Consider the following 17,580-nt stretch of genomic DNA (forward strand, 5'->3'; position numbering starts at 1 on the left):
GGCCACCTCGGAAATTCGCCCGGCTGCCATGGACCCTTTTCTTTCCGCCACCGCAGCGGCAGACCTGGCGCCAAGCTTCCCCTGGCTCAGCCTGATCGCACTGCTGCCCGCCGCCGGGGCCCTGCTGCTGCCCCTGCTGCCGGACGATGGCACCGATCCCCGCGGCCCCCGCACGGTGGCGATGACGGTGCTGGTGGTTGATCTGCTGCTGATTCTCTACGTGTTCAGCCAGCACTTCGATGGCAGCAGCAGCAGCCTGCAGCTGGTGGAGCGGGTGGCCTGGGTGCCGTTTCTCGGCCTGGAGTGGTCGCTCGCCGCCGACGGCCTTTCCGCACCGCTGGTGGTGCTCAGCGGTCTGGTCACCCTGCTGGCGGCAGCGGCCAGCTGGAACATCAACCGCAAGACCAACCTCTACTTCGGACTGCTGCTGCTGCAGGCCTCGGCCCAGTCGCTGGTCTTTCTCTCCCAGGATTTCCTGCTCTTCTTCCTGGCCTGGGAACTGGAGCTGGTGCCGGTGTATCTGCTGATCGCGATCTGGGGGGGCAGCCAGCGTCAGTACGCCGCCACCAAGTTCATCCTCTACACCGCCACCGCCTCGCTGCTGATCCTGATCAGCGGCCTGGCCCTCGCCCTCGGTGGCGATGGCTTCACCCTCAATCTCCATGAGCTCAGCGAGCGCTCCTACGGCGGCAATTTCGGGCTGCTCTGTTATCTCGGCTTCCTGGTGGGCTTCGGCGTGAAGTTGCCGATCTTCCCCCTGCACACCTGGCTGCCCGATGCCCATGGCGAGGCCAATGCGCCCGTATCGATGCTGCTGGCCGGGGTGCTGCTGAAAATGGGCGGCTATGCCCTGCTGCGCTTCAACGTGCAGATGCTGCCAGAGGCCCATCTGGTGCTGGCGCCGGCTCTGATCGTGCTCGGCATCGTCAACATCATCTACGGCGCTCTCAACGCCTTCGCCCAGGACAACGTCAAGCGCCGGATCGCCTGCAGCTCAGTGAGCCACATGGGCTTCGTGCTGCTCGGCATCGGTGCCATCGACAGCCTCGGCATCAGCGGGGCGATGCTGCAGATGATCAGCCATGGCCTGATCGCCGCCTCGATGTTCTTCGTGACAGGCGTGTTCTACGAGCGCACCAAAACGCTCTCGATTCCGAACATGGGCGGCCTGGCCAAGGTGCTGCCGATCACCTTCGCCTTCTTCCTGGCCAGTTCCCTGGCCTCGCTGGCGTTGCCGGGCATGAGCGGCTTCGTCAGTGAGATCACCGTGTTCCTGGGGGTGACGAGCAACGAGGGCTTCACCACCGGCTTCCGCACGATCACCGTGGTGCTGGCGGCGATCGGCCTGGTGCTCACCCCCGTCTACCTGCTCTCGATGTGCCGCCGCGTCTTCTTCGGCCCCCGGATTCCGGCCCTGGCCGTGGTGGGCGACATGCGACCCCGGGAACTGCTGATCGGCCTGATGCTCCTGGTGCCCACCCTGGCGATCGGCTTCTGGCCCCGCCTGGCGATCGATCTCTACGGCGCCAGCACCACGGCGGTGGCCGAGAACCTGGCCTCGATCGGCTGATCCGCTCCGCTTCGCGGCCGGCGGCTGGATCAGCTGGAATGGAGCGATCACCGTTCCGCGCCGATGCCCCTCTCCACCCTTGTCTCACCCCTGCTGGTCGGTGAGGGGCTCCCCCGCTACGAGGCGATCGATCCGGAGCAGGTGAGCAGCCAGATTCCCCTGCTGCTCGGCGAGCTGGAGAGCGAGCTGGCCGGCTTCGAGCGCCAGCTGGAGCCGCGCCTGGAGGGCTCCGAACCCCTCGGCTGGGAGGAGCTGATGGGGCCGCTGGAGCGGCTGTCGGAGCGGCTGCGCTGGAGCTGGGGCGTGGTGAGCCATCTGGTCGGGGTGTGCAACACCCCTGAACTGCGCGAAGCCCACCTGGCCCAGCAATCGGCCGTGGTGGCCTTCACCAACCGGGCCAGCCAGAGTCCGCTGCTCTATCGGGCCCTCGAGCGGTTGCAGGCCCAGCATGATCAGGCCGCCGCCACCGATCCGCTGCGCCTCGATGCCACCCAGCAGCGCATCCTCACTGCCGAGCGACGGGATCGGCGGCTGCGGGGCGTCGGCCTGGCCGGCCCCGAGCAGGAGGCCTTCAACCAGGCCAGCGAAGAACTGTCCGCCCTCTCCAGTCGCTTCGGCAACAACGTGCTCGATGCCACCAACGACTGGACCCTGGAACTCAGCAGCCCACACGAGGTGGAGGGCCTGCCGGCCAGCCTGCTGGCCCTGCTCGCCCAGGCCGCCGGCCATGGCAACGCCGAGAGCGGTCCCTGGCTGCTTGGCCTCGATCACCCCCGCTATGGCCCCTTTCTTCAGTACAGCCAGCGCCGCGACCTGCGGGAGCGGGCCTACAGGGCCTTCGTGGGTCGGGCCGCCAGCGAGGAGCTCGACAACCGACCCCTGATCGAGCGCATCCTGGTGCTGCGCGGTGAACAGGCCAGGCGGCTGGGCTTCGCCAACTGGGCCGAACTCAGCCTCTCCAGGAAGATGGCCGGCTCGGTGGAGGCGGTCGAGCAGCTGCTGGACGATCTGCGGGCGGCGGCCTGGCCGATGGCCCAGCGGGAACTGGCCGAGCTGGCCGCCTGCGCCGCCCGCCATGGCGCCCCGGAGGCGGCCGAGCTCAGGCCCTGGGATCTGCCGTTCTGGTCGGAGCGGCTGCGGCGGGAACGGTTCGATCTCGACAGCGAAGCGCTGCGGCCCTGGTTTCCCCTGCCAGCGGTGCTCGATGGTCTGTTCAGCCTCTGCGGCCGGCTGTTCGGCATCCGCATCGAGGCCGCCGACGGAGCGGCGCCGCTCTGGCATCCCGATGTGCGCTTCTTCCGCGTGATCGATCAGGCCAGCGGCGCGGCGATCGCCGCCTTCTACCTCGATCCCTACAGCCGCCCGGGCAGCAAGCGCGGCGGCGCCTGGATGGACGACTGCCTCGGCCGCTCCAGGGATGCCGAAGGGCAGCCGGTGCTGCCGGTGGCCTATCTGATCTGCAACCAGAGCCCACCGGTGGCAGACACCCCCAGCCTGATGACCTTCCAGGAGGTGGAAACCCTCTTCCACGAATTCGGCCACGGTCTGCAGCACATGCTCACCACCGTGGAGCGGCCCCAGGCCGCCGGCATCAACCGGATCGAATGGGACGCGGTGGAGCTGCCCAGCCAGTTCATGGAGAACTGGTGCTACGACCGCGCCACCCTGCTGGGCATGGCCCGTCACTGGCAGAACGGTTCAGCGTTGCCGGAGGCCGACTTCGCCAGGCTGCTGGCCGCCCGCACCTTCATGGCCGGTGCGGCCACCCTGCGCCAGGTGCATCTCGCCCTGGTCGACCTGCGCCTGCACAGCCAGTGGCAGCCCGAGTGCGGCCTCACCCCCCAGCAGTTGCGCCAGGAGATCGCCGCCACCACCTCGCTGCTTCCCCTGATCGAAGCCGACCAGACCCTCTGCTCCTTCGGCCATATCTTCGCCGGTGGCTACGCCGCCGGCTACTACTCCTACAAGTGGGCCGAAGTGCTCAGCGCCGACGCCTTCAGCGCCTTCGAGGAGGTGGGTCTGGAGAACGAAGCGCAGATCAGGGCCACCGGTCGTCGCTTCCGCGACACCGTGCTCAGCCTGGGCGGCAGCCGCAGCCCTGAGCAGGTGTTCGAGGCCTTCCGCGGCCGGGCCCCCAGCCCCGAGGCGCTGATCCGTCATTCCGGCCTGCTGGCGGCCTGATCACTCCTCCAGCAGGGCCTCGCGCAGGATCGTCAGGGCCCGCGGCTCACGCAGGATGGCCTGGTGGCTCATCGCCGGGAACGCCTCGCAGCTGCCCACCGGCAGAACGCCCCGCCAGCCGGGCACCACGAGCTGGTCGGTGGGTGTGTAGAAGCTGCGGCAATCCACCGCCTTGAGCAGCTCGGGCGCATCGTTGAGCTGTTTGAGCAGGGGGCTGCCCAGCTTCAGTTCGGCGATGCCGCCCAGCAGCCAGGGCGGACAGGGCTGGGCCACGGGCGTGCCTCGCTGGGGACTGGCCACGCAGAAGAAGCGGCGGGTGCGGCGGTGCCCGCCGAGCAGCTGGATCCAGGTGCGGCTGATCACCCCACCCATCGAGAAGCCCAGCAGGTCGATCGGCTGGTCTGGCCCGAAGGCCGCTTCGATGCAGGCGCCGAGCCGCTCGGCCAGGGGCAGCATCCGGGTGGCACCGAGCCGGTGGTGCAGATAGGGCACCAGCAGCGGATCCCGGCCACCGGCCAGCTCCTCCTTCAGGTGCCGGAACAGCCGCGGTGTGTCCCAGAGGCCGTGCACCAGCACCAGCGGCGGCGCCGGGCTCATCGCTCCCCTCCGGCGTGGCGCCAGCGCTCCACTGCGACGCGGCCGTGGAACCCAGCCACCGGCGCCTGGCACTTGGTCAGCAGCACCCGCTGGGGCACTGCCCCGTACAACCGCTCCAGCTCGTCCATCACCCGCTCGGCAAACCGCTCGATCGTGTGGCAGCGGAGCCCCACGGCCAGGTGCTGGAGAGCCTGGATCGCCAGGCCGTAATCCAGGCTGCAGGAGAGATCATCGCTGCGACCGGCCGCTTCGAGGTTGTGCCACAGCGAGAACTCCAGCTCGAACCACTGGCCCAGCTCCCGCTCCCGCTCCAGCACCCCCACGTGGGCCCAGAGCCGCAGACCGCTGACGTGAATGGCATCACGGCAGGGGAAGCCAGTCGGTGAAGCGGAGCTGATCGAGGCGTTCACAAGGGCAGGGGGCGATGGGTGAAAGCACGGCTGCCGCTGGCGTAGTCGGCGGCGATCTGGCCTTCGCCCCGCAGCCGGTAGCGGTAGGTGACCAGCCCGTCGAGCCCCACCGGGCCCCGCGGCGGCAGGGTCTGGGTGCTGATCCCCAGCTCGGCGCCGAAGCCGTAGCGGAAGCCATCGGCGAAGCGGGTGGAGCAGTTGTGGAACACCCCGGCACTGTCCACCGCCCGCAGGAAGCGCTCGGCGGTGGCGGTGTTGGTGGTGCAGATCGCTTCCGTGTGGCGGGAGCCGTGGCGGGCGATGTGGGCCAGAGCCTCATCCAGGCCCTCCACCACTTTCACCGCCAGGATCGGCGCCGAGAACTCCCTCCCCCAGTCGTCGTCGCTGGCGGCCCGGGCGATGCCCAACCCACAGGCTTCCAGGTCGCCGCGCAGCTCCACCCCGGCCGCCGTGAACGCCGCGATCGCCTCCGGCAGGAAGGCCGGGGCGATGGCGCGGTCCACCAGTAACGTTTCGAGCGCATTGCAGGCCGCCGGGTACTGGGTCTTGCTGTCGAGGGCGATCCGCACCGCCTGCGCCACATCCGCCTCCCGGTCCACCAACAGGTGACAGACGCCGTCGGCGTGGCCGAGCACGGGGATGCGGGTGTTGTCCTGGATGAAGCGCACCAGGTCACTGGAGCCGCGCGGAATGATCAGATCCACCAGCCCGTCGAGCCGGAGCAGGGCGAGGCTCTCCTGGCGGCTGGTCAGCAGGCAGAGGCAGCCGGGTGCCACGGCACTGGTGGCCAGGCCCTGCTGCAGGGCGGTGAGGATGGCGCCGCAGCTGCCGCTGGCCTCCCGCCCGCCCTTGAGGATGGCGCCGTTGCCCGAGCGGATCGCCAGGGAGGCGATCTGGATCACCGCATCGGGGCGGGCTTCGAAGATCACCCCCACCACCCCCAGGGGAACGGTGATGCGCTCCAGCACCAGGCCGCGATCGAGTTCGGTGTGCAGCTGCCGGCAGCCGAGCGGATCAGGCAGGGCCGCCACCTGGCGCACGCCGTCGATGGCGGCCGCCAGTTTGGCTTCATCGAGCTTCAGCCTGGCCACCAGCGACGGGGCGAGGGCGTCTTTCGTGGCTGCTTCCAGATCGGCCTGGTTGGCCGCGAGGATCGCCGCCGCATGGGCCCCGAGGGCATCGGCCATCGACTCCACGGCGGACCGTCGCTCGGCGTCACTGCTCTGGCCCAGGGCCATGGCGGCCCCGCGGACGGCGACGGCACGCTGCAGCAGTGAAGGGGATGGGTCTGGAACGGTGGAGTCCATCAGGCCATCATCCCAAGCGGCGGAGCACCAGCCGCTCGAGGGCGAGCCGGGCCGCCCCCAGCCGGCCGGCACCGTTGCCGAGGGCGCAGCGCTCGATCCGCAGCCCCTCCCGGCTGGCCGGCTCCACCCGCTCTTCCACCTCCCGCCAGAGGGCCGGCAGGAAGTGGGGGCTGGCGGCGCTCAGCCCACCCCCCAGCAACACCAGCTCCGGGGTGAGCACGTAGACCAGAGAACTGATGCCGATGCCCAGCCAGCGCCCGTACTGATTCCAGATCGCCTGGGCCTCCGCCTCGCCCAGCTCGGCCCGGCGCACCAGCTCATGGGGATCCAGGGGGCTGAGCCGGGCCAGTCCGGCGATGCTGCAGTACTGCTCCAGCGAGCCCCGGTTGCCGCTGTTACAGGCTGGCCCGTTTGGGTCGAGGCAGATCAGGCCGGGCTCCGCCGCCGCCCCGTTGTGGCCGCTGAACAGCTGGCCGGCCAGCAGCACACCTCCACCCACCCCTGTGCCCAGGGTGAGCAGCAACACGTCGCCGTGGCCCCGGGCGGCGCCGCACCAGGCCTCGCCCAGCAGGGCGCAGTTGCCGTCGTTGGCCAGGGTCACCGGCCGACCCAGCCGTGGCTCCAGCCAGGCCGCCAGGGGCACGTCGTGCCAGCCGGGCAGGTTGATGCAGACCCGGGCCACCCGGCCGGCGGCATCCATCGGCCCTGGCAGACCGATGCCCACCGCCACCGCCTGGCGCTGCGGATCGATCGCCGTGATCGCCTCGGCCAGGGCCATCGTGACGGCACCGGGCAGGGCCGGCTGGGGCGTGGGCCAGCTCAGCTCCGCCAGCAGCTGGCCGTCGGCATTGAAGCGGCCCAGCTTGATCGCCGTGCCGCCAAGATCCACGCCGATCAGCTCGGCCTGCTCGGCGGGGTTCAGCCTGGCTGGTGGGGCGGGAGCGGCTGGCATCAGAAGCGCAGAAAGAGTTGCATCTGGGTCTGCCAGCGGCCATCGGTGTCGAAGGAACCCTGCAGCCCGACACTGTCGTTGATCTGATAGCGCAGGGTGAGCTGGGGCGGGATGTCGCTGCGGTTCGGCGCCGCCAGAACCGAAAAATTGAACCGCTGGCTCAGATCGAGGCCCAGCTCGGTGCCGAGCACCAGCTGGCTGGGCACGCGGCGGCGGCTGATCTGGCCGGTCGTGCTGCCCTGGCTGATTGTCGGGGTCACGAAACTGGGGTAGACCGCAAAGCTGACCCGTTCGCCCAGGGCATCCCCCAGGCTGCTCAGCACCGGCGAGAGCAGCGACTGGCCCACCACCGTGGCCAGGGCGGCTGTGGCGTTGCCACCGCCGAGGCCGGCCACCGTGTTGCCACCGATCAGGGCCACCAATCGATCCCGGGAGAGGGGCGGGTTGCTGCTCAGTTCGATCGAATCGGCGAGCTGGTCGGCTGGCCCGCTCACCTTCAGCGACACCCGCACCAGGCTGAGCTGATCCAGCGGTGTGAAGCCGCCGCGGAGGTCGAACTCACTGATCGGATTGCGGTCACGGCCGATGCTCAGGGTGTTCGAGACACGGGTGCGCAGGGCGATGTCCACGAACGGCACCAGCCCCTGGCTGGGGGTGAACACCGCCACGTTGGGCGCATCGGGATCGAGCGTGAAGACGGTGGTGAAGAAGCTCAGTCGACCGCTCAGCAGCCGCACCACGCCACTGGCCTTGAGGCTGCGATCGATCGGGCCGTTGAGGGTGAGCAGGCCACCGGTCTTGAACGAGGCCAGCGGCGGTGAAACCACCAGCAGGTCGGGGCCGAACCGCAGCCGCAGGTCGCTGAGCCGCAGATAGGCGAAGTTCGGAATCGCCTCGCGCAGGGCCAGCCCCGTGCTGGTTTCCACCTCCGGACCCAGCAGCAGCAGAGGTTGCTTGAAGTCCCAGCCCTGCTCCACCAGCTGGGGGATCGCCACGGGCTTCACGGCGCCATCGGCATCGACGCGAGCCAGCTCACCCTGCTGGCCATTGATCGTGCCCCGACTCACCTGCAGATCCCCGCCAAGGCTGGGCTTCAGCAGGCTGCCGGCGATCGAAAGCTCGCCATCGAGGCGTGCCTTGAGCCTGGGCACACTGATCTCGGCATCGCTGATCTCCACCGCCAGGGGGGTGCGCTGGTCAGTGGCCTCGAAGAGCCCCAGCCCGCCGGCAGCCTTCAGCCTGCCCCGCTCGCCGAGCCGGGCACTGAACTCCTGGACCAGCAGCTCCTGGAAATCGAACAGGATCGTGGCCTCCAGGTCGCGCACCTGCTGCCCGGCCAGCAGCAGGCCGCCGTCGCGGAAGCGCAGAAAACCATTCGCCACCGGCTGCAGCCTGCTGCCGCGCACCAGCAGCTCCAGGTCGGCACTGCCCTGCCGCCAGATCGGCTCAGAAGCGGCCAGCTCGTTGAGGAAGCGCAGACCATCGCCCCGGCTGGAGAGCCGCAACCTCAGGCCCTCGGCGGCCGGATCGAGGGGCACCGTGCCGATCAGGTCGACACTGTTCTCGGCATCACCACCGCGCAGCGAAGCCTGGAAGGCCAGCTTGCCGTCGCCGAGCTGCAGTTCCCCCTGCTCCAGCCGCAGGGGCGTGTCGTTCAGGCTTCCCTGGCGCAGCGCCACGCTGGTGCTGAAACCGCTCCCGGCCCCGGCCAGCCGGAAATCACCCCGCAGATCGAGGGCTCCCCGCAGGCCCCTGGGCACCGGGGTGAGCAGGGCCAGCAGGCTGAGCGGCAACCCCTCGATGCCGAAACGTCCCGTGCCACCGCCGAGGGGACCCCGCACCGTCACCAGCAGGGGATCGAGCAGCAGGGCCTCGTCCTGGTTGTCCCCCTTCTGCCAGAGATGGGCCTTCGCGGCCAGGTCCACACGCAGGGCACGGAGCGAGGGTCCCTGCAGGGTCAGATCGGCATCCACCAGGCCGCGCAGGTCCTCGGGATGGAAGCGGGGCGAATTCAGTGGTGAGAGCCGTGCATCGTTCAGCCGTTGACGGGCCCGGTCGAGGGCGGCCAGCTGCTGATCGAGCGTGCCGCCCAGGTTGGCGATCCAGCCGTTACCGAGCTCCGCAGCACGCCCCCTCGGCACTGCTGGTGCCCCCTGGAGCTGGGGCCAGGCATCGCTGAGCTGCTCGAAGAAGCTCAGGGGCAGGGCCCGGCCCTCGAAGCCGGCCCGCAGGGCGCCGCCACGGCGCCCCTGGCCGTTGAAGGCCACCGAACCACCCCCCAAGGGTTGAAAGGCCCCCTGGATCCGGAACAGCTGCTGCCGGTACTGGCCGCTTGCGCTCAGCCGCTGGCCCTGCAGTTGCAGCAGCACCGGACGCTCCACCGTGAGCCTTCCCTGCATCGCCAGGGGTTGGAGATCGAGGCTGCCCTGGCCGCCCAGCAGCCCCCCCAGCGGGCCAGGCGTGGCCCGGGCTCCGGCGGTGAGCAGCAGACCCTCGAGCGGCAGCGCGCGGGCCGACCAGCTGTAGCGCTGCGGGGAGCCCTCCAGTTTCAGCGACCCCTGGCCGCGCCGCAGCAGCACCTGGCGGGGGAGTCCATTCGCCGCCAGGCTGGCCCGCAGCTCGGCCGGCAGTCCTGGAGGCTGGGCCGTCATGCGCAACTCCCCGCCGCTGCCGAGCTGGCCGATCAGGCGGCCACGCCAGGTTTCCTGCAGTCGCAGCGGACCGCTGGCCGGATTGCGCAGGGTGATCTCCAGGTCGGGGCGGAGCCGGGCCAGGGGGCCCCGCAGGCTTCCGCTGGCGGCCAGATCACCACCCAGCTGCACCCCCACCAGGGGGCTGAGCCGCTGCAACTGGAAGGGCGCCGCCTCCAGCTCAAGGGCGAGATCACCGGCCACCAGGCCCCGGCGGTTCTGCCAGCGCAGGGGGAGCAGGCCGCTGGCCTGCAGCTCGACGCTGCGCAGATCCTCCAGCCGCAGCAGGTTGTCGCGCCAGAGCAGGCTGGCGCTGGCCGGTCCCAGCACCGCCGCCTGGTTCAGGCGCAGACCGGCGGGTGCCCGCAGGGCGGCGCTCAGGCCAGTGGCGCCGCTGCGGCGGGCCTCGATCTCCAGCAGGGGCCGCCTGCCCTGGGTGAACAGCCCCCGCAGGCGCGGATCAGCCCAGGCACCGCTGAGCGCCAGCTGACCCTCCACCCACTGCTCGGCCCCCAGCAGCGGCCTCAGCCAGGCGGCTGAGCGCCAGAGCGAAGGATGCAGCTCAAGGGAACGGCTGCGCAGATCCAGCCGGGGCCAGAGCATCCCCCGGGCCTGCAGCTGCGAGCGCCCGGAGTTGAGCTGCAGCTGCGCCAGTTGGAGGCTGAGCCCCTTGCGCCGATCCACCTGGATCTCTCCGGCCATCCGCAGGGGTTCGGGGCTGGCCGGCGTGCCGCGCCCGAGCGGGATCAGGCCGGTGAGCTCCAGGCGCGGCTGGTTCCAGGCCCCCCGCAGGGCCAGACCGAGCCGATCGCCACGCTTCGGGTCGGCGGCCGTCAGCTTCAGGTCGAACCAGCGGTTCAGCGCCAGGGCTCCGCGGGCGCTGCCACGCCAGTTGGCCATGCTCCAGGGACTGCTGGCCAGATCGAGGCGATCGCCGCTGCAGCGCAACGCCAGCCACTCCAGGTTGAGCGGCGCCGGCAGGAGACGATCCCGCAGCCGCAGGTCCTGGAGGCGCAGGCTGCCGTCGCAGCGCTGGCGTCCCCCCTGGCGTGCCAGCACCAGACGACCGGCCAGCCGGCCGCTCAGATCAGTGCTGCTGCGCAGATCCGGCCAGAAACGGGCCAGGGGAGCGAGGGGCTGCTCCCGGATACCGAGCTGGAGCCTGAGGTCACCGGTGTCCCAGTTGGCGCCACCACCCAGCTGGAAGCGTCCGGGCGATTCAGACCCGGCAGCAGGCGGCAGCTGCGCCAGGCCTTGCCAATCCACCTGGCTGCGATCAAGCTTGACCGAAAGTCCCCCCTCCACCGCCAGATCGAGGCCGAAGGGCTCCACCCGGACCCGGGCCCGGTCGGTGAGGCGGATGGCCAGGTCCAGCCGCGGCGGCTTGCCAGCCGCACCGCCACCGAACACCCAGAAGCGACCGCTGGCGTTGCGCACCAGCTGCAGATCGCCACCGCCCACGCCCAGCTGCAGCACCGGCAGGCGTCGGCGCAGGCTGGCCAGCGGTGCGATCGACACCTCCAGACTCTGCAGCGAGGCGCGGGAGCCATCCTTCGCGCTCGGGCTGATCCGGCTCGGGCCGATCAGCAGACCCCAGGGTCTCAGGCCGCGGTAGGGACCGAGCTGGAGCGGATGGCCGAGGCCACGCCCGATCTGCCGCTCCAGATCCGGGCGCCACTGCCGGTAGATGCGACCCGCCAGATGGTCGGCACCGAACCAGAGCCCGGCCAGGCTGGTGGCACCGAGCAGAACACCACCGACAACGATGGAACGGCGCCAGTTGACCTTGGGCAGCCCCATCGGAACGTTGTGGTTACCGGCTGAGGTGGGCGCAATCTATAAGGTGATTCCGCCCTCGCCCAGCCCCCCATGCCCGTCGATCCCCTGCTGCTGGCCGTGGGGAAATGGCTCGGAGCAGCCAGCGGCGTGCTGGCACTGCTGATGGTGGCGGGCTTCGTGGCCGGCTGGGGAATTCGCTTCCGCCTGGTGGGGATCACCAGCTTCACCGCCCTGCTCTCACTCTCCTGCCTGGCCTTCGCGATCAGCTACAACCCTCGTGTCGAGGTGGAAGGTGCGATGAACGCACCGATCGTTTTCGACAACGGCACCAACCTCGTGGTGGCCACGGCGGGGCCGGATCTGGCTCCGGAGGCCTTCGGTCCCACCGTTCAGCAATTGGCTCTCAACCTGCGCGGCAACGGTCGCAACACCCCCGATGGACTGGTGCATGTGCGCCTGCGAAGGGTGGAATCGGCGGGCCCGGGCGTCAGCCGGCCGGTGGTGCTGGCCGAAGCCACCCGCAATGCCCAGGGTGACGTGGCCCTCCTGCTGCCTTGAGCGCCGCAGGCCAGGCCGAAGGGTCGATCGCTCCGTTGCCGAGCCACTTCCAGGCGGAGCAGCAGGAACTGGAAGCGGATGGTGTCAGCCGCTGGATCGATCTGGCCGGGCTTGCCGACCACGACCTGCGGCGGCTGGCCCGTCGCGGCGCCTCGGAGCAGCGGTTGATCAAACTGCGCGGCCAGGCCCGACTGATCACGGCGGTGGGTCTGGCACCAGTCGAGGCGGCCCTGCTGCTCTATGCCGGGATCGCCTCGGCCGATGGTCTGGCCCAGGCTTCGCCGCAGCAACTCGTGGTGCAACTCGGTCGGCTGCAACGCTCCCTGACCGGCACGTCGATGCCGATGGTGACGGCCACGACGGTGCGCGCCTGGATCAGCACTGCCCGCCGGGTCACCGGTCGCTCACCAAACTGACCCGATCCAGCCATGGCGGGGCTGGGGCAGCTCTCAAATGGAGATGTACCCCCTTTGGGGCTGGTTGTTCCGTGAATCCTGATCGTGCTCCGTTCCTGAGCCTCAAGCCGTTGCGGCGGGGCCTCGCCGTGGCAGCGGTGATCACCCTGGCCGGCGGCCACGGCACGGCACTCGCCGCCTCCCCCCTGCTCGAATCGGTCAAGCAGAATCCGCAGGTGGCCAAGAGCCTCTGCAACGAGCTGCGCCAGCTCAACGGCCAGGGCATCCGCTCCACCTCGCCCCAGGCGATCGCGATGGTGGCCCAGCGCCAGAACATCAGCCTGGCTGACGCCGAGATCGTCACCACCTACGTGGTGGGCCTGCACTGCCCCGACGTTCGCTGAGTGGTCCCGCCGCTCTCGGTGGAGGTGCTGGACACCTGGATGCCCTGCCCCGATGGGGTGCGGCTGGCCACCCGGATCTGGAAGCCAGGTGGCGCCGGTCGCTGGCCGGTGCTGTTGCTCAGGCAGCCCTACGGCCGCAGGATCGCCTCCACCGTCACCAGTGCCCATCCCCACTGGTATGCCAGAGAGGGCTATGTGGTGGCAGTGCAGGACGTGCGGGGCCGGGGTGACTCCGGCGGCGATTTCGGCGGCTTCGCCCAGGAGGCCCGTGATGGAGCCACGGCCCTGGCCTGGGCCCGTTCTCAGTCCTGGAGCAACGGCCGTCTCGGCACCTACGGCTTTTCGTACCAGGGCCTCACCCAGTTGCTCAGCGACAACCCGGACCTGACCCCGGACTGCCTGGTGCCGGCGATGACCGGCCTGGATGAACGGCTGCACTGGGCCAGCGATGGCGGTGCCCACCGCTGGGCGCTCGGCCTGGCCTGGGCCCTGCAGCTCGCCGCCGAAACCGTGCGGCGCCAGGGGGATGAGCTGGCCTGGACCACGATCCGCCGCAGCCTTCAGTCGGGCCATTTCCTGGCCGACGGACTGGAGCTGCTGCGGCGCCATGACCCCGCCGGGATGGGCCTGGGCTGGTTGGGCCTGGATCCTGGCAGCGCCGAGGGCTGGTGCATTCACCAGCCCTCGGTGGCCCTGCTGCGCCGGCCGATGCTGCTGGTGGGCGGCTGGTGGGACGCCCAGCTCGGCGGCGTGCTCGATCTTCACCACCGCAGCCTGCAGGCCGGTGGCGACCCCCTGCTGCGGATCGGTGCCTGGAGCCACCTCGACTGGGATGGCGGTCTCGACCGGCTGCAGCTGCTCTTCTTCGATCAGCACCTCCGCGATCGGCCCGCAGCACTTCCCCCGGCCCGGCAGCGCCTCGCCGATCTGGGCAGCGGCCTCTGGTCGGATGCCGCCGGCGCCGGGATCCCATCGGTCCCCTGGCGGCTGGCCAGTGATGGTCTCGCCGCGATCGATCACCGGGAAGGCCGGCTGCTGGGTCCGGAGGACGACGACGCTGGCGGCGGTGAGGTCTGGCTGGTGCACGATCCCTGGCGGCCGGCACCGGGCCGGGGCGGACACCTCGGGCTGGATGCCGGCCCGGTGGAGCGGGGCGACCTGGATCGCCGCAGCGATGTGGCCTGCTTCACGACCGCCCCGCTCCCCAGGGCGCTCCGTCTGCAGGGGCAACTGCAGCTGGAGCTGGAGGTGGCCGCCGATCAGCCCGGCTTCGATCTCTGTGCGGCCCTCTCGATCGTGCGAGGCCAGGGGGAGCAGGTGCTGCAGATCAGTACGGCGGTGGGGCGCTTCCTCGGCCCGGATTGCCTGCGGGGGCAGCGGCGGCGGATCCTCTTCCAGCCCCTGCTGGCCAGCCTGCGCACCGGTGAACAGCTGCGTCTTTCCGTGGCTGCCGCTGCCTGGCCTCAGATCGCCGTGAACCCGGGAACCGGCGCGATCCCCCTGGGCCCGGCCGGGCCTGAGCACCGGGTGATCAGCCTGCAATTGTTGCTGCCTGGAGCCTCGCTTGGGCTGCTACCTGGGTCTTCGGCCAGACTGGACTGATTCTCGAATGTTTCTCTGTGAAGTTGCCTGTCCCTCTGCTGGCCGTGGTTTTTGCCTGCAGCGCCTGGCTGCCGCCCGCCCTGGCCAGCTCCGCCCTGAATCCGGAGCAGGCCCGCAACGCCGCCGCCACGATCATCGAGGGGTTGCAACGCAGGAACAACCAGGCCATCTACAACCTGCTGGCCCCGGATCTGCAGCGCTCCACCACACCGGAGCGGGTTCGGGAGCGGATGCAGCAGCAGGAGCCGATCCTGAGCAGCAGGATCAAGGAGGTGCTGGTGGGCGCCGACGACAGCACGGTGGAGGTGGAGCTGCTCACAGCCACCGGAACCCATCCTCTGGTGCTGGTGATCGACGACCGGGGACGGCTGCTGGGCTGGGAACGGGATCTCAATGACACGCCGGTCCGTCAGGTAGCCAACAACTTCATCAAGGCGCTCAGCCAGGGGAAGGTGGTGGAGGCGCGGAGCCTGCTTTCTCTCCAACTGCAGGAGCAGATCAGCCCGCAGGACATGCTCAACCGCTGGAAGGATCTCGAAAAGCTCACGGGCAGCTTCCAGCGCGTGAGGGGCACGGTGGTGGCCAGCCAGGGCGGCGATCAGCAGCTGGTGCTGGTCACCACCCAGTTCAACCGTCTCACTGACAACCTTTTCGTGATTCTCGATTCCGGCAATCACATCATCGGGATCGACTTCCCTGAACAACTGAAGCGACAGGACGGAGCCAGCACACCCTGATCAACGGCAGTTCCACCAACCACGGCGATCTAAGGTTCACCCTCCCAATGCGAGCCCTCCATGCTTCCCGCCGCCAGCCTCGACGGGATCAGCCAGGACGGCGAGCGGCTTGAACAGTGCTCCCACGACCACCCCTTCGCGGTGCTCGGTCCCCAGCCCGAAGCGGATGGCTGGGTCGTAAGGGCCTGGATGCCGGAGGCGGATCGGGTCAGCCTGTTGCTGGATGGCCAGGAACTGACCATGGCCAGCTCCCAGCACCGCTGGTTGTTTGAAACCCGTCTCCCAGCCGATCCAGGCTGCACCTATCGCCTGAAGGTGAGCCGGGCTGGCATCGAGCACATCCAGCACGATCCCTGGGCCTTCCGTCAGGAGTGGATGGGGGAGCTGGACCGGCATCTGTTCGCCGAAGGGAACCATCACCACATCTGGCATCGGCTCGGCGCCCACCCCTGCTGCCGGGAGGGGATCGAGGGCGTGCAGTTCGCTCTCTGGGCCCCGAATGCCCGCAGCGTGGCCATGCTCGGTGGCTTCAACAACTGGGATGGACGCCACCATCCGATGCAGCAACGGCTCGGCGGCATCTGGGAGCTGTTCATTCCCGGCCTGGCCGTCGGCACCATCTACAAATACGAGGTGCGCAGTCCGCAGGGCCATTGCTATCAGAAAGCCGACCCCTACGGCTTCCAGCATGAACTCCGTCCCCAGACCGGTTCAGTGGTGGCCGCCCTAGGCACGTACCGCTGGAGCGACCAGGCCTGGCTGGAGCAGCGTGAGGCCAGAGATCCCCTCGATCAGCCGATCGCCGTCTATGAACTGCACCTCGGCAGCTGGATGCACGGGTCCAGCGATGAGCCCTACCGCGAAGCCGACGGCACGCCTCGTGCCCCGGTGGCGGCCGCTGATCTGAAGCCCGGTGCCCGGCTGCTCACCTATCCCGAGCTCGCCGATCGCCTGATTCCCTACGTGAAGCAGCGGGGCTTCACCCACATCGAGCTGATGCCGATCGCCGAGCATCCCTTCGATGGATCCTGGGGATATCAGGTCACAGGCTTCTATGCCCCCACCAGCCGGTTCGGCAGCCCCGATGAGTTCCGGGCCTTCGTTGATCGCTGCCACGCCGAGGGGATCGGTCTGCTGCTCGACTGGGTCCCCGGCCACTTTCCCAAGGACAGCCACGGCCTGGCCTTCTTCGATGGCGCCCACCTCTACGAGAACGCCGACCCACGCATCGGTGAGCACAAGGAATGGGGCACCCTGATCTTCAACTACAGCCGCAATGAGGTTCGCAACTTCCTGGTGGCGAACCTGATCTACTGGTTCGAGGAGTTTCACATCGATGGCATCCGGGTGGATGCGGTGGCCTCGATGCTCTATCGCGACTATCTCCGGCCCGATGGCGAATGGCTGGCCAACGAGCATGGCGGCCGCGAGAACCTCGAGGCGGTGCGCTTCCTCCAGCAGGCCAACACGGTGCTCTTCCAGCACTTCCCAGGTGCTCTCTCGATTGCCGAAGAATCCACCACCTGGCCGATGGTGACAAAACCCACCCATCTCGGCGGGCTTGGCTTCAACCTCAAGTGGAACATGGGCTGGATGCACGACATGCTCGATTACTTCGAGCTCGATCCGTGGCTGCGCCAGTTCCACCAGAACAACATCAGTTTCTCGATCTGGTATCACTACACCGAGAACTTCATGCTTGCCCTCAGTCACGACGAAGTCGTGCATGGCAAAAGCAACCTGCTCAACAAGATGCCAGGTGATGACTGGCAGAAGTTCGGCAACGTGCGTGCCCTGCTCGCCTTCATGTGGACCCACCCCGGCAAGAAAACCATCTTCATGGGCATGGAGTTCGGTCAGCGGTCTGAATGGAACGTCTGGGGTGATCTGGAGTGGAATCTGCTCCAGCACGAACCTCACCAGGGCTTGCTGAACCTCGTTGACGACCTCAACATCTTCTATCGCAATGAGCCTGCCCTCTGGCGTGACGACTTCGTTCAATACGGCTTCCAGTGGATTGATTGCAGCGACAACCGCAATTCGGTGATCAGCTTCATGCGGCGCGAGGAGATCAGCGGCCGCTGGCTGGTTGTGGTGGCCAACTTCACTCCCCAGAGCCATTCCAACTACCGCATCGGCGTTCCGCTGGATGGGTTTTATGCCGAGGTCTTCAACACCGACAGCAGCCGCTATGGCGGCAGCAACCTCGGCAATCTGGGTGGCAAGTTCAGCGAGGAATCACCGATGCACGATTACTGCCATTCCCTTGACCTCTGCCTGCCACCGCTCAGCGTCCTGGTGCTTCAGCGGGATGGGGAGCGCAGCCAGGAGCCGTGTGAAGAAGCGCCCAGCAGCGGTCTTCTGGTCGGGTAGGTTCGCCCCTGGCTTCGCCTCTGCC

Annotated in this window: 13 protein-coding genes; 8 read left to right on the top strand and 5 right to left on the bottom strand. The window is 69.0% G+C overall.

Translation table 11 applies throughout. The annotated features are described in order from the left end of the window. Positions 1 to 28: 28 nt before the first annotated feature. Together ACXMDY_RS04615 and ACXMDY_RS04620 are read left to right on the top strand one after the other, a co-directional pair. Entirely contained in the window at positions 29 to 1,570 is a 1,542-nt protein-coding gene (locus tag ACXMDY_RS04615; RefSeq protein ID WP_259700880.1) for an NAD(P)H-quinone oxidoreductase subunit 4, read from the top strand. Between the two features lie 63 nt (positions 1,571 to 1,633). Further along, complete coding sequence (locus ACXMDY_RS04620; protein ID WP_259700879.1) at positions 1,634 to 3,751, top strand: M3 family metallopeptidase; 2,118 nt, start codon at positions 1,634 to 1,636, stop codon at positions 3,749 to 3,751. Here ACXMDY_RS04620 and ACXMDY_RS04625 read toward each other — a convergent pair whose 3' ends face one another. The 5 genes from ACXMDY_RS04625 to ACXMDY_RS04645 are packed head-to-tail and all read right to left on the bottom strand — an operon-like array spanning position 3,752 to position 11,507. Beyond that, the gene (locus tag ACXMDY_RS04625) at positions 3,752 to 4,348 is read right to left on the bottom strand and encodes an esterase/lipase family protein (protein WP_259700878.1); all 597 of its coding nucleotides are present in this window, start codon (positions 4,346 to 4,348) and stop codon (positions 3,752 to 3,754) included. Beyond that, the gene (locus tag ACXMDY_RS04630) at positions 4,345 to 4,758 is read right to left on the bottom strand and encodes a dihydroneopterin aldolase (protein ID WP_259700877.1); all 414 of its coding nucleotides are present in this window, start codon (positions 4,756 to 4,758) and stop codon (positions 4,345 to 4,347) included. The genes ACXMDY_RS04625 and ACXMDY_RS04630 overlap by 4 nt, the downstream gene beginning before the upstream one ends. Continuing rightward, positions 4,755 to 6,065 (bottom strand): glutamate-5-semialdehyde dehydrogenase, encoded by a 1,311-nt coding sequence (locus ACXMDY_RS04635; protein ID WP_259700876.1) that lies wholly within the window; start codon positions 6,063 to 6,065, stop codon positions 4,755 to 4,757. Before ACXMDY_RS04635 ends, ACXMDY_RS04630 begins: the two co-directional genes overlap by 4 nt. A 7-nt stretch (positions 6,066 to 6,072) precedes the next feature. After that, positions 6,073 to 7,017 carry an ROK family protein gene (locus tag ACXMDY_RS04640; RefSeq protein WP_259700875.1) on the bottom strand — a complete coding sequence of 315 codons (945 nt, stop codon included), beginning with the start codon at positions 7,015 to 7,017 and terminating at the stop codon, positions 6,073 to 6,075. Beyond that, positions 7,017 to 11,507 (bottom strand): translocation/assembly module TamB domain-containing protein, encoded by a 4,491-nt coding sequence (locus ACXMDY_RS04645; RefSeq protein ID WP_259700874.1) that lies wholly within the window; start codon positions 11,505 to 11,507, stop codon positions 7,017 to 7,019. Before ACXMDY_RS04645 ends, ACXMDY_RS04640 begins: the two co-directional genes overlap by 1 nt. Positions 11,508 to 11,576: 69 nt before the next feature. Between ACXMDY_RS04645 and ACXMDY_RS04650 the strand changes: the two genes are divergently transcribed. From ACXMDY_RS04650 to glgB, 6 genes are all read left to right on the top strand, one after another. Next, complete coding sequence (locus tag ACXMDY_RS04650; protein WP_259700873.1) at positions 11,577 to 12,044, top strand: Ycf51 family protein; 468 nt, start codon at positions 11,577 to 11,579, stop codon at positions 12,042 to 12,044. Next, positions 12,041 to 12,460, top strand: a complete 420-nt coding sequence (locus ACXMDY_RS04655) for a DUF4332 domain-containing protein (protein WP_259700872.1) — start codon at positions 12,041 to 12,043, stop codon at positions 12,458 to 12,460. Before ACXMDY_RS04650 ends, ACXMDY_RS04655 begins: the two co-directional genes overlap by 4 nt. 71 nt (positions 12,461 to 12,531) lie before the next feature. Next, positions 12,532 to 12,843, top strand: a complete 312-nt coding sequence (locus ACXMDY_RS04660) for a hypothetical protein (RefSeq protein ID WP_259700871.1) — start codon at positions 12,532 to 12,534, stop codon at positions 12,841 to 12,843. After that, the gene (locus tag ACXMDY_RS04665) at positions 12,844 to 14,445 is read left to right on the top strand and encodes a CocE/NonD family hydrolase (RefSeq protein ID WP_311133925.1); all 1,602 of its coding nucleotides are present in this window, start codon (positions 12,844 to 12,846) and stop codon (positions 14,443 to 14,445) included. 17 nt (positions 14,446 to 14,462) lie between these two features. After that, the gene (locus tag ACXMDY_RS04670; protein ID WP_259700870.1) at positions 14,463 to 15,182 is read left to right on the top strand and encodes a DUF3887 domain-containing protein; all 720 of its coding nucleotides are present in this window, start codon (positions 14,463 to 14,465) and stop codon (positions 15,180 to 15,182) included. A gap of 60 nt (positions 15,183 to 15,242) precedes the next feature. Beyond that, on the top strand, positions 15,243 to 17,555 hold the full coding sequence (gene glgB / locus ACXMDY_RS04675; protein ID WP_259700869.1) for a 1,4-alpha-glucan branching protein GlgB: 2,313 nt from the start codon (positions 15,243 to 15,245) through the stop codon (positions 17,553 to 17,555). Positions 17,556 to 17,580 lie beyond the last annotated feature (25 nt).

The sequence above is a fragment of the Cyanobium sp. ULC082 genome (assembly GCF_977927535.1).